This window comes from Paenibacillus alba, from assembly GCF_013204855.1.
GTDB lineage: Bacteria > Bacillota > Bacilli > Paenibacillales > NBRC-103111 > Paenibacillus_E > Paenibacillus_E alba.
In genome coordinates this window covers 1-20774 of record NZ_JABMKZ010000049.1, presented here as the reverse complement: position 1 = coordinate 20774, position 20774 = coordinate 1, and the positions used below count along the sequence as shown (strand labels likewise).

General features: G+C 45.7%; 18 protein-coding genes. 10 read left to right on the top strand and 8 right to left on the bottom strand.

Going from position 1 to position 20774, the window contains the following annotated elements; genetic code table 11:
- Positions 1–13: 13 nt before the first annotated feature.
- Complete coding sequence (locus HQN90_RS34100) at positions 14–1672, bottom strand: AraC family transcriptional regulator (RefSeq protein ID WP_173227339.1); 1659 nt, start codon at positions 1670–1672, stop codon at positions 14–16.
- Positions 1673–1898: 226 nt separating this feature from the next.
- On the opposite strand from HQN90_RS34100, the gene rocF reads away from it, so the two are divergent.
- Complete coding sequence (gene rocF / locus HQN90_RS34095; protein ID WP_173227338.1) at positions 1899–2816, top strand: arginase; 918 nt, start codon at positions 1899–1901, stop codon at positions 2814–2816.
- Positions 2817–2930: 114 nt separating this feature from the next.
- A complete protein-coding gene (locus HQN90_RS34090) occupies positions 2931–3623 on the top strand; it encodes a DUF1361 domain-containing protein (protein ID WP_173227337.1) in 693 nt (230 codons plus the stop codon).
- Between the two features lie 56 nt (positions 3624–3679).
- Here the strand turns inward: HQN90_RS34090 and HQN90_RS34085 are convergent, their stop codons facing one another.
- Positions 3680–4285 (bottom strand): TetR/AcrR family transcriptional regulator, encoded by a 606-nt coding sequence (locus HQN90_RS34085; protein WP_173227336.1) that lies wholly within the window; start codon positions 4283–4285, stop codon positions 3680–3682.
- 144 nt (positions 4286–4429) lie between these two features.
- Here HQN90_RS34085 and HQN90_RS34080 point away from each other — a divergent pair, with 144 nt between their 5' ends.
- Positions 4430–5533: a lipocalin-like domain-containing protein gene (locus tag HQN90_RS34080; RefSeq protein WP_173227335.1), complete on the top strand. Its 1104-nt coding sequence runs from the start codon at positions 4430–4432 to the stop codon at positions 5531–5533.
- A gap of 112 nt (positions 5534–5645) precedes the next feature.
- On the opposite strand, the gene aspA is transcribed toward HQN90_RS34080, so the two are convergent.
- Positions 5646–7064: an aspartate ammonia-lyase gene (aspA, locus tag HQN90_RS34075; protein ID WP_173227334.1), complete on the bottom strand. Its 1419-nt coding sequence runs from the start codon at positions 7062–7064 to the stop codon at positions 5646–5648.
- 360 nt (positions 7065–7424) lie between these two features.
- Here aspA and HQN90_RS34070 point away from each other — a divergent pair, with 360 nt between their 5' ends.
- Entirely contained in the window at positions 7425–8627 is a 1203-nt protein-coding gene (locus HQN90_RS34070) for an ornithine--oxo-acid transaminase (protein WP_173227333.1), read from the top strand.
- A 170-nt stretch (positions 8628–8797) separates the two neighbouring features.
- Here HQN90_RS34070 and HQN90_RS34065 read toward each other — a convergent pair whose 3' ends face one another.
- From HQN90_RS34065 to HQN90_RS34050, 4 genes are all read right to left on the bottom strand, one after another.
- Positions 8798–8980 carry a hypothetical protein gene (locus HQN90_RS34065; RefSeq protein WP_173227324.1) on the bottom strand — a complete coding sequence of 61 codons (183 nt, stop codon included), beginning with the start codon at positions 8978–8980 and terminating at the stop codon, positions 8798–8800.
- Between the two features lie 239 nt (positions 8981–9219).
- The gene (locus HQN90_RS34060; protein ID WP_173227332.1) at positions 9220–9828 is read right to left on the bottom strand and encodes a carbohydrate-binding family 9-like protein; all 609 of its coding nucleotides are present in this window, start codon (positions 9826–9828) and stop codon (positions 9220–9222) included.
- A gap of 17 nt (positions 9829–9845) precedes the next feature.
- A complete protein-coding gene (locus tag HQN90_RS34055) occupies positions 9846–10292 on the bottom strand; it encodes a DUF2663 family protein (RefSeq protein ID WP_173227331.1) in 447 nt (148 codons plus the stop codon).
- A 129-nt stretch (positions 10293–10421) separates the two neighbouring features.
- Positions 10422–10655: a cold-inducible protein YdjO-related protein gene (locus HQN90_RS34050; protein WP_079418734.1), complete on the bottom strand. Its 234-nt coding sequence runs from the start codon at positions 10653–10655 to the stop codon at positions 10422–10424.
- A gap of 7 nt (positions 10656–10662) precedes the next feature.
- Between HQN90_RS34050 and HQN90_RS34045 the strand changes: the two genes are divergently transcribed.
- From HQN90_RS34045 to HQN90_RS34025, 5 genes are all read left to right on the top strand, one after another.
- Positions 10663–12078, top strand: a complete 1416-nt coding sequence (locus HQN90_RS34045) for an MFS transporter (protein WP_476739329.1) — start codon at positions 10663–10665, stop codon at positions 12076–12078.
- A 118-nt stretch (positions 12079–12196) separates the two neighbouring features.
- Positions 12197–14566, top strand: coding sequence for a helix-turn-helix domain-containing protein (locus HQN90_RS34040; RefSeq protein WP_173227329.1), 2370 nt, complete (start codon positions 12197–12199; stop codon positions 14564–14566).
- A gap of 226 nt (positions 14567–14792) precedes the next feature.
- Entirely contained in the window at positions 14793–16442 is a 1650-nt protein-coding gene (locus HQN90_RS34035; protein WP_246362969.1) for an extracellular solute-binding protein, read from the top strand.
- Positions 16443–16511: 69 nt separating this feature from the next.
- Entirely contained in the window at positions 16512–17441 is a 930-nt protein-coding gene (locus tag HQN90_RS34030) for an ABC transporter permease (protein ID WP_173227328.1), read from the top strand.
- A gap of 16 nt (positions 17442–17457) precedes the next feature.
- Complete coding sequence (locus tag HQN90_RS34025; RefSeq protein WP_173227327.1) at positions 17458–18333, top strand: ABC transporter permease subunit; 876 nt, start codon at positions 17458–17460, stop codon at positions 18331–18333.
- Between the two features lie 57 nt (positions 18334–18390).
- Here HQN90_RS34025 and HQN90_RS34020 read toward each other — a convergent pair whose 3' ends face one another.
- Positions 18391–18669, bottom strand: a complete 279-nt coding sequence (locus tag HQN90_RS34020) for a hypothetical protein (RefSeq protein ID WP_173227326.1) — start codon at positions 18667–18669, stop codon at positions 18391–18393.
- 157 nt (positions 18670–18826) lie between these two features.
- Between HQN90_RS34020 and HQN90_RS34015 the strand changes: the two genes are divergently transcribed.
- Positions 18827–20515, top strand: a complete 1689-nt coding sequence (locus tag HQN90_RS34015; RefSeq protein ID WP_173227325.1) for a DUF2339 domain-containing protein — start codon at positions 18827–18829, stop codon at positions 20513–20515.
- Positions 20516–20774 lie beyond the last annotated feature (259 nt).

The window sequence follows — 20774 nt, the reverse complement described above, 5'->3', positions numbered from 1 at the left end:
ATTATTTTTGGATCTAGTTATGGCGATTCGATAACGACGCGTTCGACAACAACGATACCGCTTTCTCCAGAAGCTGCTGAATCGCTTGAGGCGCATACACCATCCATTCTTCCCATGGCAAAAGAAAGTAACGCCCCTGTCTGATCGTCGACAGACGCAGCCAAACTGGATCTGTCCGCAGCTGCTGCCGCAGTTGACACGCCGCTTGTTCAGATGAAGTGAAGAAAAGAATAAAGTCCGACTCATACTGATTCATGTCCTCTGGGTTAACCGACAACCAATTGAAATTCGTGCCCGCACGGTGCTGACTCATCTCATGGGCCAGTCGATCCGGTGGCGTTAATTCCAAAGAGCGATAGAAGATATGTCCCACATTCCGGGCACCATATACTCTCAAACCACTGCGTGTCATTCTGCAAATCGTTAAAGATGGGCTTCCGAGCGTTTTCTGAACCCGCTTCCGGGCCAGCTCCGATTTATATGCATGACGTTCCATCCATTCCTTCGCAGCTTCTCTACGGCCCACAAGCTGCCCGATTGCTTCCAGATGGTCGAATACATCCTGCGTCGCCCACGGAATCGAAATAATGGGTGCAATGTCACTGATATGCTCTCTCGCTTTCAGAACAACATTATCTTTGCATATAATTAGACTTGGCTTGACTTCCAGGAAGGCCTGTCTTCCGATTTCCCAAGCATCCTTGGCATGAAGAGGCAGCGATAAGGAGGTTGCATTCACAGGCAAATAAGGTGCCCGATGAAATTGCGCGGCCGTTGGAACAATGCCTAACGTTTGCAAGTGATCTGTATAGGGATAAGACAAAGAGACGATACTCGTCAAAGGCTCATTGGCATATTGCGTAGGCGCAGAACCAGCATTCTCCTTGAATCGACGACTGAAATAAAATTCATCGCGATATCCGACAAGTCCGGCTAAATCTCTAATCTTCGGCGTTGATACAAGCAATATTTCCTTCGCCTTGTTCATACGGACTTGGGTTAGAAATTCAATCGGCGTTTTATTCATCTTTTGCTTGAAACGCTGCGAATAGTAAGCTGGATGCATCCCTGCAAGCTCTGCAAGCTTGTCCAAATTCAAATCTGTTGCATAAGCGTCCTGCATATATTGAATGGTCAACTGGATCGAGGCATCCGCATCCTTAGGCGCTGTAATCACTGGCGGTTGTTCCTTAAGAATCAGCTCCAGCAATTCATAGACATATTGCTGACGCAAATGTTCTCTAACAGTTGATACGCCATAAGCGGATGCAAGCAATTGTATTTTACGTTGAAACAGCAGCAAATCTGCTTGCAGCAAGCCCTGCACCGGGAAATCAAGCACACGGTCAAAGACCTTGCGCAAATTCGTTTTCTCCCCTATGCGAAATAATTCGAATTCAAGCTGATAGATCAAGCTGTGTTCATTGCCCGACAAATTCAACGTCTGGGCGCTCATTCCAGGCAGCAGCAAACAAAGCGTTTTTCCATAAATCGGGATTTCTTCCTGATTCATAAGAAGCTGCCCTCTTGTTTTTACGAAAAAAAGCAATGTATGTTTATCAGCCTTTTCTACTTCAAATTTCCAATTAGCTGTATAGGTGATCACTTCAAGTTTGCTCAGCTCCAGCAAGGTTCCTGCTAGATACGCTTCTTGATTTAAATCGCTATTCAAGTCAAATCCCACCTTCACCGAACCAATGATAATCATTCTCATAATAGTATAACATATCGGCACCAGGTTGGCTGTCACAAAAACAAATTGAATTCAGATAACCAATGCAAGCAGGCTTTCATATACTGAACCATATACGTACACACGAAAAAGCTGGTAATCTAATAGCGATAAGACAGCATGAATTTTTGTTTACTGGGAATCTTAGTCAAGAGGAGTTGATCGTATGAGTACCATACCGAAAATTAGTGCGATTAGCGTGCCATTTGATCTAGGGGCAGGCCGACGCGGAGCCAGTAAAGGACCCAAAACCATCCTGCAAGCTGGATTGTTGCGCGGTTTACAGCAGATGGGCATCACTGCCGAGCATACGGGTGAAATTAAGCTGCCTGATGACCAAGCCGCTCCTTTAGCCGCTGATGTGGATCATGCCAATCTCAAGTATTTGGCAGAAGTGGTTCAGGTGAACACAAGGCTGGCGAAAGAAGTTTCCAAGGTCGTTCAGCAAGGACATTTCCCACTTATTCTAGGTGGCGATCATAGCATAGCTATTGGAACGATTGCTGGATTATCCGAGCATTACGACAATTTGGGCGTCATCTGGATTGATGCTCACTCGGATCTGAATACAGCAGAAACGAGCCCTTCGGGCAATATCCACGGGATGTCGTTAGCCGTTAGTCTAGGCATGGGACATCCGCTATTAACGGAGATCCATAACAAGCAGCCTAAACTCAAACCCGAAAATATCGTCCTCATCGGATCGCGCTCATTGGATGAAGGCGAGAAGAAACTCATTCGTTCCCTCGGAATCAAATGTTTCACCATGTATGATATTGATCGCAAAGGCATGGCACATGTGATGCAGGAAGCCATTGATTATATAAGTACCAAAACAGACGGCGTTCATCTTAGTTATGATGTAGATTCTCTTGATCCATTGGAAGCTCCGGGTACGGGAACAACGGTCAAAGGCGGGCTTCATTTCCGCGAAGCTCATTTGGCTGTAGAGATGCTTGCTGAAGCAGGCATTATAACTTCCGCTGAATTCGTCGAAGTAAATCCGCTGCTGGATGATAATAATAAAACGTCTCATTTGGCTGTAGGCTTAATTAGCTCCTTGTTAGGCAAGCAGATTCTATAAGATTATAGTCCCCCGCACATCGGGGGATTTTTTCGGCTTGCTAGATATGGAAAATACAGGTAAACTATAGAGAGAATTACACTAGCAAATAGAAATAATTACACTTTGGAGTCTATGATGAAAACTTTGAATAACAGATACTTGTTTATATTTTTAGGTTTATTTTCGATCATTACAGTAGGCGTATACGAATTTTTCAAGGATCAAACGTACTATGAATTTCTGATCTGGAATCTATTTCTTGCTTGGATTCCTTATCTGCTTGCTCTGGCAGCCTCTTATATCCACAAGCAAAAATCTACGATTTTGCAAGTCATCCTCTTGTTGGTATTCGCGCTTGGATGGTTGTTGTTTCTCCCCAACTCGCCTTATGTGTTAACGGATTTTATCCACTTAACGATTATGAAACATACGTATGCACAGAACGGTAATCTCACTTATCGCTATTGGTATGATTTCTATACGATCTTTTTATTTGCCTGGAATGGCCTCTTGCTGGGCTGCAGTTCTATGTACATCATGCATCTTATCGCCAGAAGAATGTTCAATGCTTTCCTGTCCTGGATCGGAATCGGAGTGACTTCACTCCTGTGCGGGTATGGGATTCTATTAGGAAGAGAATATCGTTTGAACAGCTGGGATGCCTTGTTGGACACTAACATTTGGGGTGTTTTGCGCATGACCTTGAGCAGAGAATCCGTCCTCTTCTGTTTCGTGGTGGGCCTTGTAGTTTTGATGGTTTATGCAACCTTCTACTTCATCATCAATGGCCTAGGAACAAACGCAAGATCCGATCAGCACCACTGATATTGGTAAAATAACCTGTCTCAATAATAGAAAAGGAGCTAAGCGGCTTGCACTGCTTAGCTCCTTTTTTTGGCTTCCTCTGCCGCTACGTTGCAAGCGAAAGCCGCAACACCTCCCGACTCACCTTTGGAATTAGGAAATGGACTAAGAATATCGCTAATCAATACCGCCAGCTGGTCAATCGGCATTTGCCTATTTTGCTTAAACCAATAAACGAGGATGCCTACCAAACCTGATGAAATAAAGGCTGATGCATATTCTGTTATGTTTAGTGTGTGATGAAGTACAGTATGAATTTCTCCTAAGTAAAAAAAGAACTTTTGATTCAAAATATGGATTAAGTCATTTTGGATCAGCTGATTTATGAATTCTCCATTGTTCTGAAAGAATACAAAATATATTCGGGCTAACTCCACGGTAGTCGCAACCTCAAGATTTTGTACTTCCAAAAGGTATTCCTGAAATAAACTATCCAAGTGGTACTCTATGATTTCTTCTTTGGAATCGAACAATTGATAGAACGTTTGTCGAGCAAGATCGCTCTTATCACTTATCTCTTTTATCGAAATTTTCTTATATGGCTTTTCCTCAAGCAATTGCAATAACGAGTCTCTAATCCATTTCTGTGATCTGATAGCTGACGGATTTGTACCTGAATACATGACACTTCCTCCAATTTGTCATACTTTTTCAAAAACGTTGACACCTGTCACACTTCATAAATATACTATAGTCACAACAATTACACATGTCAATTTTATGACAGATGTAACGAGCATAATTCTAAACTTATGGAGGTTAACCAAATGGGAAAAACCATTAAAAGTGCTAGACTTGCTAATTCAGATTCTGACTATAATAAATTAAATATTAGTCCTAAGCAGCCGCGGCCTAGAGAAGATGGTATGCGAACCAATGGTCGTGAAGGTTCATATGAATGGTGGTACACGGATGCCGAATTTGAAGATGGAACGACGATCGTCACTATTTTTTATACCAAAAATTACTTTGACGTTCCCGGTCCTGCACAACCTACCGTTGATATTGATATCACGCATCCCGATGGCACAAAAACCTTACAGTCTTTTCAACAATCCAAAGGAGCTGACATCAACGCAAAAAAAGACATATGTGACGTCAACATAGGCAACTCCTATCTGAAATATATAGATGGTCAATACATCTTGCATTTTGAACAAGGCAATGTTATCTACCACGCTGCAATGACTTCAAAGTTGCCTATGTGGCGACCCGACACAGGACACTGGTTCTATGGCGATCAGGATGAGCATTTCTTTGCGTGGTTTGTCGCCCAGCCTTCCTCCGCTATTGAGGCTTCTTTAACCATTGGGGACACAACAACCCAACTAAAAGGAACCGGCTATCATGACCATAACTGGGGAAATATCGGCATGGATAAACTGATGAATCACTGGTATTGGGGACGGGCAAAAGTGGCGGGCTTTGACATCATTGCTTGTGATATTATTGCGGAGAAAAAATATCATTATAAACGGCTTCCCGTCTTCATGATTGCTAAAGATGGTGAAATATTAACAGACGATCAATCCCTTACCCAAATTACAAGAGAAGATACCATTGAACATCCCACAACCAAGAAATTTATGGATAACCATTTAATTTACAAACAACCCATTTCCAAGACAGAGACCTATACGGTTGAATTTATAAGAAAAAGAGATATCGTCTCGGTAAGTCTTTTGGGCAAAGTAGCTCGTTTTAAAGCCACCGTCGCCAAACTAATAGGACTCAGTCCTACCTACACTCGTATTCTTGGCGAAGTTCGTTTGACTCATGAAAAAGATGGCGTGAAGGAAGTGTATAAACACGAAGGCTTATGGGAGCAAATGTTTTTTGGCAACAATAAAAACTCCATCATAAATGAATAAAGGTATGGTTGGAGTGAGGGTTCGGGAATCCGTTAAATATAAGATAAAAAAAGAGCTGCCCTCTAGGTGATTAACCTTTGTGAGGCAGCTCTTTTGATATGAGTGTATGCGCTTAGTCTGTTAGCTGCAGCAGTCTTTCTCCAGCAATGCCTGGCGTGGTCATTTGAATTGGATTAAGGATCTCTTCGATCTCCTCTTGGGTGAGCAGCCCGCGCTCCAGAATCAGCTCTTTGAGCGTCATACCGGTGCGCACCGCTTCTTTGACCAACTGCGCGGCGACCTCGTAGCCGAGATGCGGATTCAACGCCGTGACAATGCCGAAGCTTTGCTCCACATAGTTCGCGCAGCGTTCACGGTCGGCCTCCAAGCCTTCGATGGCGAAGCGCTCGAAGACGCCAGCTGCGTTCCGCAGTATTTTCAGCGATTGCAGCAGATTGAAAGCAAGAACAGGCCCCATGACGTTAAGCTCGAATTGTCCCGCTTCACATGCCAAACAAATCGTGTGGTCGTTTCCGATGACTTGGAACGCCACTTGATTCACAACCTCGGGCATTACCGGGTTCACTTTCCCCGGCATGATGGATGACCCCGGTTGTCTTGGCGGCAGCTTGAGCTCGCCTAGACCCGCGCGCGGGCCTGAAGCCATCATTCGAATATCGTTGCAGATCTTCGAAAGATTAACCGCGCATACTTTGAGCGATGCGGAAAGCTCCGTATAGGCATCCATATTCTGAGTGCCATCAACCAAATGCTCCGCCAGTACGATCGGAATGCCGACTTGTCCTTTCAGATGAAACATGACTCGCTCTACATACTCCGGCTTGGCATTGAGCCCCGTTCCTACGGCAGTTGCCCCCATATTCACAGTGAGAAGCCCTAGTGATGCCTGTCGAATCCGATTAACATCACGCTGCAAAACACGCGCATAAGCGCCAAATTCTTGCCCCAGCCGAATCGGAACAGCATCCTGGAGGTGGGTACGCCCCATTTTTATAACATCATCAAATTCCGTTTCCTTACGCGCGAAAGCGCTTTGCAATGAACTGAGTGCCTCTATCAACTGCTCGGATAACCGATAAGCCGCAATTTTGATGGCTGTAGGAATAACGTCGTTGGTGGATTGCGACATGTTCACGTGATTGTTCGGATTACAGTGAAAATAATTGCCTTTTTCCTCGCCCAGAAGCTCTAAAGTCCGATTGGACAGCACTTCGTTCATGTTCATATTAATCGAGGTACCTGCTCCGCCTTGAATGGAATCAACGATAAACTCGTCAAGCAACTGACCTTCCCGCACTTCTTCAGCCGCTTTGACGAGCTGTTCGCCAATTTTCCGAGGGAGCATGTGCGTATCCATGTTGGCCAGTGCAGCCGCTCTCTTTACTTCGGCAAGTGCCGTGATGAGTTCTGCGTGAATTTTCACACCGGTAATGGGGAAGTTCTCTACGGCACGCATCGTTTGAATGCCATAATAAGCCTCGGCCGGAACTTGCTTTTCACCTAAAAAATCTTTCTCAATGCGAGATGTCATCGTACACACCGTTCCTTTGTCTGGATAAAGTATACTTCTCTTGTTGACTCTTCAAATCTAACATCATCTGTTATATTTTTCAATTGTTAGTCTCAACTTTCGTATGCGGACAGCTCGCGGAGTAATTATTTTTTTGGGACGAATACCAATAGTGGCAGCAGCTAAAGCTATGAACATGGGTTATTTTTAGCTTAATTGCCGAGGATATGCGTTCCAATTTTTTTATATGAAATTCCCAAAATAGAAGGTTAATGGCACTGATTGTACGTGCGGAATACAATGCATTATACGCTTATGTTGTGATCAGGTTACTTCCCAGCTTCCCGCCACCCAAATAATCTGTCGAAGGAGGAATAGGTTATGGACACGAAGAGTTCGATCATTATCAACCAAACCGAAAAATACGGAGCGCACAACTACAACCCGTTACCGATTGTAATTTCGAAAGCTGAAGGCGTTTGGGTCGAGGATCCGGAAGGCAACCGCTATATGGATATGCTAAGCGCATATTCCGCTTTGAATCAAGGACATCGCCACCCCCATATTCTCAAGGCGCTGTATGAACAGGCCGAGAAGGTTACCTTGACATCCAGAGCTTTCCACAGTGAGACATTAGGAGCATTCTATGAAAAATTAGCCCTTTATACGGGAAAACCGATGATTCTTCCCATGAATACAGGAGCCGAAGCCGTTGAAACAGCAATCAAGGCTGTCCGCCGATGGGGCTACGAGGTGAAAGGCATCGAAGCCGACCAAGCTGAAATTATCGTTTGCACGGGGAATTTCCACGGTCGGACTGTGACGATCACTTCCTTCTCTTCGTCACCTGAATATCAACGAGGCTTCGGGCCGTTTACGCCAGGTTTCCGCATCATCCCCTATGGTGATGTCGAGGCTCTTAGAGCTGCCATAGGGCCCAATACGGCTGCGTTTCTGTTCGAGCCTATACAAGGCGAGGCCGGCATTGTTATTCCGCAGGAAGGCTACCTGCGGTCCTGCTATGAGCTATGCCAAGCGAATAATGTCCTGTTCGTAGCGGACGAAATCCAAACAGGTTTCGGCCGCACTGGCCGCCGCTTTGCCAGCGATTGGGAAGGCGTAACGCCGGACCTGTACATCATGGGCAAAGCGCTTGGCGGCGGGGTGTTTCCCATATCAGCCGTCGCCGGTGATCGGCAGGTTCTTGAAGTTTTCGAGCCTGGCTCGCACGGCTCAACGTTCGGAGGCAATCCGCTCGGCTGCGCCGTCGCCATCGCAGCACTCGAAGTGCTTGAGAACGAACGGCTGGCAGAGCGTTCAGATGAGCTTGGCACTTATTTCCTGAAGCGGCTGCAGGAGATCAAGCTTCCTCTTATCGCTGAAGTGCGCGGCCGCGGTCTGTTCATCGGTATTGATCTTACAGTTGCCGCTCGTCCCTACTGTGAAGCCTTAAAGGCTAAGGGGCTTCTATGCAAAGAAACTCACGAGCATATTATACGTCTTGCCCCTCCATTGACGATTACTAGAGAGGAACTGGACTGGGCTTGGCAGCAGGTGGCCGATGTCCTTCATCAGGGCGAATAAGCAGATCATATTTTGCCGCCAGCAAGGCCGATAAGCGGCTGTCCCAGAAATCATTTTGGATTTTTGAACCTATCCAAAAACGCCTTTTTCCACACTTGCGCAGCGGTTGGGCCGCTTGGGTTGCTTGGGTTGCTTGGGTTGCTTGGGTTGCTTGGGTTGCTTGGGTTGCTTCAATAGCTTGAGTTGGCTGGGGTAGCTTGTGTAGTTGCTTGAGTTGCTTGAGTCGCTTGAGCCGCTTGAGTAGCTTGAATCCGCTTGGTCGCATGAGTCGCTTGAATCGCATGAGTTAGCTCACGCTGGCAGATGGCCTCAGGCCGGTCCGTATATTCCGCATAATTCCTGCAATTATGCATCCTTTTTGTCTCGGAAGTGGGGGAAATAGGGAAAAGCCTGCGATTATGCATCCTTTTGGGACCATTTTTCGATTCCAGGGGGAAATAGCTTAAAAAGCCTGCATAATCGCAGGCTTTCTCATGTTTTCACACGATTTGGTCGAAAATTCCTGCACTTTTGCAGGCTTTTCGAAATCACTAAGCCGCGATTCAGCCTTTAAAGGGGTAGCGCGCATTCGCTAACGATGCTGTTTACCCTGTTATCCCTTCACAAATGTCAGCGTTCCAAATCGCTGAGGAATATGAAAGTTGACTTCACCCGTTGGAGACCACGCGGCATAGTGGCGCTGCCCTTCCACATCGTCATCAATCCGATAAAGGTTCCAGCCCCACTCAGCACCAGGACTTGGCGTAGCCTGTCCCAGATCCGCAAAAGAGAAGCGCAGATCGTAAATCCGCCAGCCATCCTCTCGCAGCCATACCTCCGTATGGAAGCCTGGCGCATCCCATGACACATCAACCTTTTTGTCCCCAACCAAATCGTTGTGGATCAGCGCGTCAAAGACTACGTTCCGAGGACTCACCTCGAACTCATAGTAGACACTGCCCGTACCGACGGTATCGATGAACACCTCAACGACATCTTCCAAATAAAGCGGATCGTCCCGACGTTCCATCGTCGCCACCACATGATCATCCTCGCATTCGAAACGAACATGCAAGGCTTCCTTCGTCCAACATGCTCGGAATTGCGTCGCAAGTCTAAGCTTCTGGCCTGTCACAACTTCGCTTAGTGAATGAGCCTGCATTTTCTCCCAAGGAATATTCAAAACCTCGATAAAGCCGCATTCATAGTTCATCTTAGTCATCAATTTGTCTCCCATCTCTAGCTCTTAAACACAATATTAATATCATACTCGTCATATAAAAAGCTTGAAATCTGATCCCTTGCTTCCGACTTTACATCCTTGAGCCAGGACGTGTCCAGCTTTTCGATCGTTTCGATGCGCAAATTTTCATATTTCGTCTTCGCTTTTTCAATTTGCATGACACGATTCCTTGTGAACAGAAAAAGCGATATACAAGCCAGCAGCGAGCCGGAGAGAAGCGAGTTGGAGATGACCAAATCGAGAATGGACAGCGCATTGCCGCCAGAGGGCAGCAGCACTTTCCGATAGAAGGTAATGACAAAATAGAGAATGAACACTGCCGTCAATATGGCATAGATGGGCTGGGTGGCTTTGAGCTTGTCCCATTTATTTTTCCTGTCCCTCAGCTCCACGAGCAGCTTGCTGGCATCGTCGCTTAGATTAAGTTCGGGCCACTTTTGCATAGACACTCCCCCTCTCTATCAGCGTATGCTTGCCCCCAAGGATTATTGCCATAAAAAAAAGACCAAAAGCATCACTCTTCAAGTTAGGTCGAAGATGCTTTGGTCTATGTATGCTTGGAAAAAATCAACTTAGAACCGTTTTTTTCCTACTAAAAACTTTTTGTTTCCTTTTTTAGCCGCCACAGGCACATGCTTATAGCTGCGCACCATCGGATTTTTACATAATGGACAAGACGGTAAAGCTTCCGTAACGAATTCTTTGCGAACCCATGCTTTACAATCCGTCTCCTTACATTTCCAAATCTCAATTTGTTCGACTTCTGGCTTCTGTTCTTCCGTCACGGCACTCGTTGATGTAGACATTTCAGTTATGTTCTCCCTGTTTCGTAGATTAGACTACTTATTATTATACAGATCAGTTCGAATATCAAGTCTTTCCCGTGTTCAAAATTATTTACCGGTGGTAGAATGGATAAGGCGGTTACAAATTAGACACAGAATCCAAAGGCAGGAACAACTCATGACACATTTACTTCAGGAGTGGAAGACGCAATTTAGCGGGTACAGCCGCAATATTTTGCTATTCTTTTGGTTTAATTTTGTTTGGAATTTAGGTTTGGGCATGTTTGGTCTCGTTTATAATCTCTATGTGAAAAGTTTGGGCTATGAGCAGACGACCGTAGGAAGTATCGTTGGCATGACAGCTCTTGCCTCCGCACTCATTCTAATACCGGCGGGTATTATGAACGATCGGCTCGGACCGAAGCGCGTCATTACGTTTGGACTTATTTTCACTTTAGCCGCATTGACGGCACGCTCCTTAATTGAAGGCCAACAGGGGATGCTCGTCAGCGCTTTCTTCGGCGGTATGGCTCTTGCTGTGGTCTCTGCAACGATTTTGCCTTTTATGGCGAACAACTCTACACCCCAGCAGCGGGTTCACTTGTTCAGCTTCAATATGGCGCTGGTCATGCTTGCGAATGTCATCGGCATTGCACTTGGCGGTGTGCTTTGCGATTTTTTTCAATTCATGATTGGGTTTGACGAAATACACAGCTTGCGATATACCTTGCTGATTGGCGTTGGGATCGCCGCGCTTGGCGTCATTCCAATGGCTCTTTTTGACAAAAGCGAACAGGAAATTCAGCCAAAACGCGAAAAGCTGCACGTTAAAGAGCTGTGGAGTTCCCACAAAACGTCGATTCAAGTCATTGGTATTTTTTGCTTGCTGGGGCTTTTGTCCTCAACAGCTGGCGGAATGGTCGTTCCTTATTTGAATGTCTACTTTGAGGATCGGTTTGAAGCGTCGAAATCAGCAATCGGTATCGTGGTGGCATTAGGACAAGGGGCTACGGCTATCGCTTTTCTCATTGGGCCTATGATCGTTAAGCGCTATGGGGAAGTGAAATCTGTCGTTTATTTGCAGCTAAGCTCAATCCCATTCCTGCTGCTGACGGCTTTCTCAGCTAACTTCTACCTATCGTCAGGCGGTTACTTGTTCAGACAAGCTTTAATGAACGCAGCCAACCCTTTTTACAATTCGATTAAAATGAGTTATGTTCACCGTTCGCTCCGCGGACTAGCCTCCAGTTCAGGCGAAGCCGTATTTAATCTGGGCTGGTTTCTTGCTTCTCCGGTGAGTACAGGCCTCGTGTTCCGTTACGGCTCTTACTATGGCTATGCGTATGCTTTCTGTATCACAGCTGTCGTCTACTCTCTTATTTCCTATTTATTTTATTTCTTTTTCGGCAAAAATCGCTTTAAACCTGTCGATGAATCCAGTTAGAATGGTTCTTTCCGTCGTTGACTTCAACGATGGAAAGGCCATACAATAGTATGACAGCGCATTCATTTCGAAGCTTTAAGCTCATTTTCTTGTAACGGTTATAAGGGGGTTACCTGTCATGCGGAATAAAGTCATCATCAATAGACAAAGTATTGTCTTACCCTGGATGATCTCCTATATCGTCATTCTCCTTTTACCCGTAGCCATTGGCTTATTATTATATGTGGAATCGAATCGAACGCTGAAGGAAGAAATTCAACAAGCGAATGATTCCTTATTGAAGCAAGTACGCGAAGTTATGGACAACCAATTCAAAGCGATGGAGCAGCTGAATTTCGAACTGACTTGGAATGTGAACATGCAGGAGCTGCTCTATTCCAATAAATATGACGCTTATCCCAAAGAATACAGGTATGATCTGTACCAGATTGCCCGCAGCCTCACCCTATATCAAACCTCTTACCCACTCATTGATTCCTTCTATGTCTATCTGAATAAGGATCAATCAGTGATTCTTCCTGCTACCGTTCGAACAAGCAGCTTTGCTTACGATACGTTGCACAAAAGTGATGAGTTTAGCTACACTTCGTGGCAATCCACACTCAATCGCAGCAATTTCAAAGGCTTCATTCCCATGTACCGCATCGGCAGTGAAAATAAGCTGCTCAAAACGGTCGCATATATCAGCACTTATCCAACGGAGCATGATAATCCTGTAGCCACTAATGTCATTATGGTGGATCAATCACGTATTCTTGGCGCCATTCAGAATATGGAAATTTTCAACAAAGGTCATGTCCTCATTCTCAACGAAGAAAATCAAATTCTTGCCTCCAATTCAACGAGTAAGCTGCCTTCTGGTTTCCCTTTTGAACAATTAGCCAATAAAGCCCAGTTCTATTACACCGGTTCAGATGGTGAGAAATATGAAGTTTTCAATATCCAATCCCCGCGTTCCAAATTAAAGTACGTTTCGATCATGCCCAGCACAATTTATTGGCAAAAAGCGGCGCATGTCCGCAATCTGACCTATATCAGCATGGCGATTAGCTTGCTTGGGGGAGGCATTCTGACGTATATCTTTTTGCGAAGGAATTATAATCCTGTACGCCGCCTTGTTCACGCCTTCTCTATGAAACAGAACAACGCGTCTCATCAGCGATTCAATGAATTTCATTTCATCCAAGAAGCCGTAGACAGAACCTTGATTGAAGTCGCCGATTCCAAAACGAAAATGGAGCAGCAGCGCCGAATTGTCCGCTCCCACTTTATTGAAAAGCTGCTCAAAGGCAAACTGAACAGTCAGATTCCGATACATGAAGCTTTAACAACGTTCGAAATGAAGCTAGATCGGCTTGATTATGCCGTTATGCTGTTCGTTGTGGATAAAAACGAGACGTTCACGGAACGGATCACTCATTTGTCGGAAGAAGAATCCTGGAAATTTCTTCAGTTCATTGTGATGAATGTGGTAGAGGAGCTATTGGCTGGGCAGCACCGGGGCTATGCAGCGGAAATTGACGATACCTTAGCTTGTTTAGTCAATCTAACCACCGACAATGGGAGGAGTTCCAAAGAGGAACTGCTTCGTATTGCCGAAGAAGCACAGACTTTCCTTTCAGCGACATACAACATTCATCTTACCATTGCGATAAGCAGCATCCATGAACAACTGGCCGATATTCCACAGGCTTTCCTTGAAGCACTTGATTCCATGGCCTTCAAGATGGTTATGGGGGGACGTGAAATTCTCGCTTATGACGATTTGCAGACCACTATCATTAGTGAAACGAATACGGGGTATGATTATCCCCAGCAGGTTGAACAACAATTTCTGTATACGCTCAAGCTTGGAGAGCTGGCCGAAGCACAGCAGATTTTATCGGATATCATGCACCGAAATTTTGAATGCCGCGATATCTCTGTTTCTCTGGCCAAATGCCTCATGCTAGGCCTGATCACTACGATGATGAAAAGCATCAGCGAAACGGGCGATATTCAAGAGAGCTTTTTTATTCGCAACCCGCAACTCATAGATCGCTTGCTTGGCAGTAAAACTGTTCAAGAGATGCAAAAGCAGCTGAATGATATGCTTGCGCAAGTCTGTACGTATACAGCAGCCAAGCGGCAAATTACCATTTCGCAAACACGGCAAAAGGCGATGCAGCAGCTAGTCGAGGAAGTGTCCACTTTCATTGAACACAATTATACCGATGCCAATTTGAACGTTACGATGATCGGCAGCCATTTTGACCGTAAAGCCACTTATTTGTCCAAGCTCTTTAAGGATTATGCCGGAGAAGGGCTGCTCGACCGCATTAACAAAGTGAGAATCAACAAGTCGAAGCAGCTGCTCAGGCAGCAGGAGCAATCTGTCGGAGATGCCGCTTATGGGGTAGGTTTTAATGATATTAATGCCTTTATTCGTGTTTTCAAAAAAGTCGAAGGCATCACGCCAGGCAAATATAAGGAACTGGCAGATAAATAATTTACGGGGCAGCCTTCGGGCTGCCCTTCAAAATGAGCCCAATGAATGGTTTTTCACGCTGGAATTGGCTTTTTTCAAGACGAAATTGGATATTTTGTAGAACATAGAAACAGAAATCACGAGGTAATTGGATATTTTGCAGATAGTGAAATTGTAAGCGTTACCATATAGTTAGGGTAAGACATCAAGCACCCTACCCCAACGAAAACTCTTAGGAGGTCAACGTATGATTAAGAACAAAAGAAACATGTTCACAGTGCTGGTGGCAACATCCTTAATGGGAAGCTTAACAGTCGCTTGTACATCTAATCCCCCAACTGCTGTCAATACTGCCAGTCCCAAAGCTACCTCCGGTGGAACAACAGCGCCAAGTGCAGCTGTCACTTATCCGATCAAATCAGACAAAACCTTAACGTATTGGGGAGAGCTCACAGGCAATGTGGTAGGGGTGAAATCAGCTCATACGGATATTCCTTTTTTTCAGGACTGGCAAAAGAAAACCGGCGTAAATCTAAAGTTCATCGCGCCTCCAACGAATCAAGCGGCTCAGGCGCTTAACGTGATGCTCGCATCCGGCGACTTGCCAGATATGATTGAATTTGATTGGCAAAGCGCCTTCCCAGGCGGACCGGAGAAAGCGATCAAAGACGGTTATATTCTCAAATTAAATGATACGATTGATAAATTTGCGCCAAATCTCAAGAAATACCTCAAAGAACATCCGGAAGTAGATAAACAAGTGAAGACCGATAACGGCAGTTATTATGCGTTCCCGTTCATCCGTGGCGATGACTATCTCCGTGTGTTCCAAGGCCCTATTGTTCGCAAGGATTGGCTGGATGAGCTTGGACTTCCCGTTCCTGAGACCATTGATGATTGGTATACAACGCTCAAAGCTTTCAAGGAGAAAAAAGGAGCGACGGCCGGCTTCTCCGTTGTAAGCGTTCCAAGACCCTTTAATGAGCTTGTCAACGGCGCCTTTGCCAGCGCTTTTGGCGTGACGCGTGATTTCTTCATTGATAACGGCACGATTAAATTTGGACCAGCTGAAAAAGGCTACAAAGACTTCCTCGCTACTTTCCACAAATGGTACGAAGAAGGTCTTATTGATAAAAATTTCGCGACAGCGGACAGCAAAGCTTTGGATGCCAATATCGCCTCTGGAGCAACAGGCGTTACTGTTCAGAATGCCGGCGGTGGCATCGGGAAGTGGCAGCCGCTTGTTGTAGCCAAAGATCCTAAAGCGGTGTTGATCGGCGCTCCGTATCCGGTTCTAAAAAAAGGCGATATCGCCATGTACAGTCAGAAGGACCCGGCTAACGCTCCCGGCGGTTCCGTCGCGATCACTGCCTCTTCCAAAAACATTGATACAGCAACAAAGCTGCTGGACTACGGCTATTCGGATGAAGGGCACATGTACTTCAACTTCGGCACCGAGGGCGTTTCTTATAAAATGGAAAACGGCTATCCGAAATACACCGATCTGCTCATGAAAAATCCGGATAAGCTCGCACCGGCTCAAGCCTTGTCTCTCTATATCCGTGGAAATTACAACGGTCCTTTCGTGCAGGATAAACGCTATATCGAGCAGTATTTAGCTTTGCAAACACAGCGGGATGCCGTGTCGACTTGGCAGAAGACAGACGTGGATAAGCACAAGCTGCCTCCAATCACAGCTACACCGGAAGAAAGTACGGAGCTTGCCAAAATTATGACCGATCTCAATACCTTAGTGGACGAGATGACACTCAAAATCATTTTAGGCACAGAACCGGTCGACAGCTTTGATAAATATTTAGAAAAATTTAAATCCGTGAAGCTGAGCCGAGCGCTCGAAATTAAAAAGGCTTCACTGGATCGTTATAACAAAAGATAACGAAGGCATAGGGAGGGCGTCCGCTCTCCCTCTTTAGGAAGAAACCGAAGCGGCGAAAGGAGAGATTATATGCGTAAAGGAACTGAAGCTACCTTCCCGACACGCTTTAGGCGCGATTTTTTGCTGAATAAATATTTATATTTGATGATGGTTCCTGTAGTGGCTTATTACTTGATCTTCCATTATGCCCCCATGTACGGGGCTCTGATCGCCTTTAAAGAATATACGCCTAACAAGGGTATTCTAGGCAGCGAATGGGTTGGCTTCCAGCATTTCCAGGAATTTTTTAGCAGCTACTATTTCTGGCGAATTCTCAAGAATACCGTCATTATCTCCCTTTACTCGCTATGCTTTGAATTTCCTGCTCCGATTATTTTGGCCATTATGATTAATGAGCTTGCCAATAAAAAGTTTCAGCGTTTTGTTCAAACGGTTACCTATATGCCTTATTTCATTTCACTTATCGTCATTGCCGGGATGGTGAAGGACTTCACGAACAGCGGCGGTTTGATCAACAACCTACTCACGCATGTCGGTTTTAATGATACAGCCATGCTGCAAAAGCCGGAAATGTTCCGTACGATCTATATTTTATCTGAGATTTGGCAGAAGATCGGGTGGGAATCCATTATTTATTTAGCTGCCTTGATGAGTATCGATCAGGAGCAATATGAAGCGTCCAAAATTGACGGCGCCAACAGGTGGAAACAGATTTGGCATATCACATTGCCCGGCATTTTGCCTACGATTGCGATCATGTTCATCCTGCGGATGGGGAATTTATTAAACGTGGGCTTCGAGAAAATTATTCTGCTCTATAATCCCAGCACGTATGATACCGCAGATGTCATCTCCTCCTTTGTGTATCGGAAAGGGCTGCTTGAATTCGGGTGGAGCTACAGCTCGGCAGTTGGCTTGTTCAACTCGGTTATTAATCTTGCCTTGCTCGTTACGGCCAATAAAATAAGCAAACGCGTCAGCGAAAACAGTTTATGGTAGGAAAGGAGGTGCTGAAGTGAGAACAAGTCCATCCGATAAAATATTCGTTACGATTATTCATATCTTACTACTGCTGCTCGTCGTCATTACCTTATACCCGCTCCTGTATGTCACCTTTGCCTCACTAAGTGACGGCAGCCTCTTGATTACGCACAAAGGATTTCTATTCAAGCCACTGGGCTTTAGTTTGGAAGCTTACAAAAGCGTGTTTCATAATCCCGCCATTCTGAAAGGCTATCAGAATACACTTTTTATTCTCGTATTTGGCGTCATCACGAATCTGGTTGTCACGTCCTTGGGGGCTTATGTGCTTTCGCGTAAAAATGTGATGTGGAACCGCGTCTTTATCTTCATGGTCGTCTTGACGATGTTCTTCAGCGGGGGACTGATTCCGCTCTATCTCGTGGTCAAAGGCGTCGGCTTGCTTGACTCCCTATGGGCGACCATCTTCCCTTTTACCATTAACACTTTCAATCTGATCATTATGCGTACCGCATTCATGGCCGTTCCCGAAAGCTTGGAGGAATCTGCCAAAATAGATGGCGCCAACCACTTGGTCATCCTGTTTCGAATTATTATCCCTCTCTCCATGCCTGTCATTGCGGTGATGATTCTGTATTATGCTGTGGAGAAATGGAATGGCTGGTTCTATGCTTCCATCTTCTTGCGAGATCGCGAGCTCTACCCGCTCCAGCTTACGCTGCGCGAAATTCTGATTGCCAACAATACGGACGGCATGTCAGCAGGCGCGAATGCGGCCGAGCAATTCCAGATCGGGGAAACGCTGAAATATGCGACCATCATGGTAGCTTCCGTGCCGATCTTGATCTTGTACCCGTTCGTGCAAAAGTATTTCGTCAAAGGCGTCATGATTGGCGCTGTGAAAGGATAAAATGAAAAACCTCCTTCCCCACTTGAGCAGTGGTTTGGAGGTTTTTTTGGCATCAACTCAATCGATATAGCCGGCAAAGCCATTTTTCATTAAATAATCCATCTCTACTTCCAAAATCGTATCGACATCAAGTTCTGTCAATTTCACATCAGGTCTGCTCAAAATATGATCAATCAGCTCATCGCTGTCGATATCCGCTTGTCCCTTGGCACTTGCCTCCGCCTTGGCAATAAATGCTTTTTCGTGTTTCAAAACCAGTTGAACTTGCTTCGGGTCTAACTTCACTTTCGCAACAATAAATTGTAAAAGCTCTTGCTCGTTTACTTGCCCACTCATGTACTCAGGTCAACTCCTCATGTTCTTTAAGCCTATTGTAGCATAGTTGTCCTTCTTGTCTATTTCTCATATTCCTCCCACGAAGGAAGCAAGTCATGTTAACATAGAGCTAATGGAAAAACATTCCTTATATCAAGCAATGGCAGAAGGAGGCTTTATGGAATTAACATCACGTGTTGCTGAGTTGGAAAAGAAAGTCAAGGAACTCGAACGACAAGTAGGCGAGCTGCTCCGAAATCAACCGAATCACACCATACCGGAGCCCAATCAAGCTGAACGAACACCGCCACTTTCAGAGCCAGTACCACCGCACATACAACCCCCTCCACAGGAGGTTCGCCCAGCGGTTAAGAAAACCGTGCCTCCAAGGGATTGGGAGCATTTGATTGCCCGTGTATGGCTGCCACGCATCTTCATCGTCGTCTTCCTGCTAGGCGTCCTCTGGGGTTTCACCGCCGCCGTGAGTGCTGGCATCCTTACAGAACCTGTGCGTTGCATGCTTGGTGTTGCAGCAGCGTGCTTCATGATTTGGCAAGGAGAAAAGCAAATTCGCCATAAGCATGCCGCGCTCGGGCAAGTACTCCTAGGCGGAGCTATGGGAGTTCTGATTTTATCCTTGTTCGCCGCCCATATGCTTTACGAATTAATTCCATCAAACTGGGCTTTTATTTTGTACATCATCACAATTGCGCTTAGTGTCTACTCTGCTGTCCGCCATCGCTCACAAGCACTCATGATCATCACCCTGCTTGCCGGGTATCTGGTTCCCTTCCTCGTTGACTCCATCAACCCCCATATATGGGTTTTCGCTGGCTATGAGGGATTATTTTCGATGTCCATGATGGTGTTGTCATTACGCTACTCGTTTCGCGGTGCTTATTTTACCGCATTTTGGGTTCTGCATCTTCCATTGCTGATTATTGCCCTATTTGACTATGGGACCAATGACCGTGCAGCCCTTCTAACGATCGTTATTCTGCAGCACTTGCTGATCTTTACGATCTCCGTAGTCCGCGCCAAGGAACCGCGAATTGGCCAGCGAATCCTGCTGTTCTTAAGTTTCAGCTTACTTGCTACCTGGTCATACGGGCTTTACGGCAGCTCTAACCATAGTAACGTCTATGAATGGCTGCTGGTCATTGGGTTCTTGCTTTATGGCAGTACGTCCTTCTGGCTTCATCGGCAAAAGAATGCCTTTTCCGTACAGGCATCCATCGCAACGTTCAGTGCCCTGCTCTGGATCATTTATGTGCTTCATGGGAATGAAGCAGGCTCCGCTATTGTGGTCGAAGGCGCATTCGCGTTATGCCTTGGGGTCGCCTTCCGAAGCAAGCTGCAGCAAATCAGTGGTGCGATTACCTTTTTCATCGGCATGCTGTTTGTATTCGCTCATCCCTTGCATGACGTGTTGTCCGAGGAATCTTTGGCGTGGCTTATCCTTGTAGCCTCTATCTTCGGTATGTACGCTTACTTCCGCTTCAAAGTTCAGCAAGGACTTGTCCGGGTTCAACTCAGCCTGTCGCTCGTATGGTTGGCGTTAGTCCTTCTTCTTGTTTATCTCACACAGTTGACGAATGCGCTGACTCGCTCACTTGACTTTGACTACCAGCATTCGGTCCTTTCCGCGGTTTGGGCTGTTTATGCGATACTCCTCATCGTCATAGGTCATCTGATTCACAAGCCCAAAGCCCGACTGGTCGGCATCATTTTCTTATTCATTACTTTACTCAAAATCATCTTCATCGACCTGCCTGATGTATCTACAGCGATCCGTGCTGTTCTGTTTATCGGACTTGGAGCGATCGGGGTTGGGATCTCTCGGTTGTTTTATAAGCGCAAAGAATAGGGCTGCTGAAGACACTAAATAGACGACACACCTTTGAGCCTCCCTTTTGGGGAGGCTCATCTTGGTCATCCACCACTCTCAGTGGTCATTACCTAGTCTCAAAAGGAACTGTGATCCGCTATATGGCTGAAAACCGCCAATCTCACTCCAAAGTGAACTACGATCCGCTAATTGAGCATTTTCCGCTCAGAATCAACGCTTTTCGCCTAAATAGCGGACCACAGTTCCCTCTCATGCTGCTTTTACCCTGTTTTCCGCC

Excerpts from the sequence above, each read along its gene's own strand:
- HQN90_RS34055 (WP_173227331.1), bottom strand. The coding sequence starts at position 10,292 with ATGCAAAAGTGGCCCGAACTTAATCTAAGCGACGATGCCAGCAAGCTG.
- HQN90_RS34050 (WP_079418734.1), bottom strand. The coding sequence starts at position 10,655 with ATGTCTACATCAACGAGTGCCGTGACGGAAGAACAGAAGCCAGAAGTC.
- HQN90_RS34080 (WP_173227335.1), top strand. The coding sequence starts at position 4,430 with ATGGGAAAAACCATTAAAAGTGCTAGACTTGCTAATTCAGATTCTGAC.
- rocF (WP_173227338.1), top strand. The coding sequence starts at position 1,899 with ATGAGTACCATACCGAAAATTAGTGCGATTAGCGTGCCATTTGATCTA.
- HQN90_RS34060 (WP_173227332.1), bottom strand. The coding sequence starts at position 9,828 with ATGACTAAGATGAACTATGAATGCGGCTTTATCGAGGTTTTGAATATT.
- aspA (WP_173227334.1), bottom strand. The coding sequence starts at position 7,064 with ATGACATCTCGCATTGAGAAAGATTTTTTAGGTGAAAAGCAAGTTCCG.
- HQN90_RS34085 (WP_173227336.1), bottom strand. The coding sequence starts at position 4,285 with ATGTATTCAGGTACAAATCCGTCAGCTATCAGATCACAGAAATGGATT.
- HQN90_RS34035 (WP_246362969.1), top strand. The coding sequence starts at position 14,793 with ATGATTAAGAACAAAAGAAACATGTTCACAGTGCTGGTGGCAACATCC.
- HQN90_RS34020 (WP_173227326.1), bottom strand. The coding sequence starts at position 18,669 with ATGAGTGGGCAAGTAAACGAGCAAGAGCTTTTACAATTTATTGTTGCG.
- HQN90_RS34030 (WP_173227328.1), top strand. The coding sequence starts at position 16,512 with ATGCGTAAAGGAACTGAAGCTACCTTCCCGACACGCTTTAGGCGCGAT.
- HQN90_RS34065 (WP_173227324.1), bottom strand. The coding sequence starts at position 8,980 with ATGCATAATTGCAGGAATTATGCGGAATATACGGACCGGCCTGAGGCC.
- HQN90_RS34090 (WP_173227337.1), top strand. The coding sequence starts at position 2,931 with ATGATGAAAACTTTGAATAACAGATACTTGTTTATATTTTTAGGTTTA.
- HQN90_RS34070 (WP_173227333.1), top strand. The coding sequence starts at position 7,425 with ATGGACACGAAGAGTTCGATCATTATCAACCAAACCGAAAAATACGGA.
- HQN90_RS34015 (WP_173227325.1), top strand. The coding sequence starts at position 18,827 with ATGGAATTAACATCACGTGTTGCTGAGTTGGAAAAGAAAGTCAAGGAA.
- HQN90_RS34040 (WP_173227329.1), top strand. The coding sequence starts at position 12,197 with ATGCGGAATAAAGTCATCATCAATAGACAAAGTATTGTCTTACCCTGG.
- HQN90_RS34045 (WP_476739329.1), top strand. The coding sequence starts at position 10,663 with ATGTTCTCCCTGTTTCGTAGATTAGACTACTTATTATTATACAGATCA.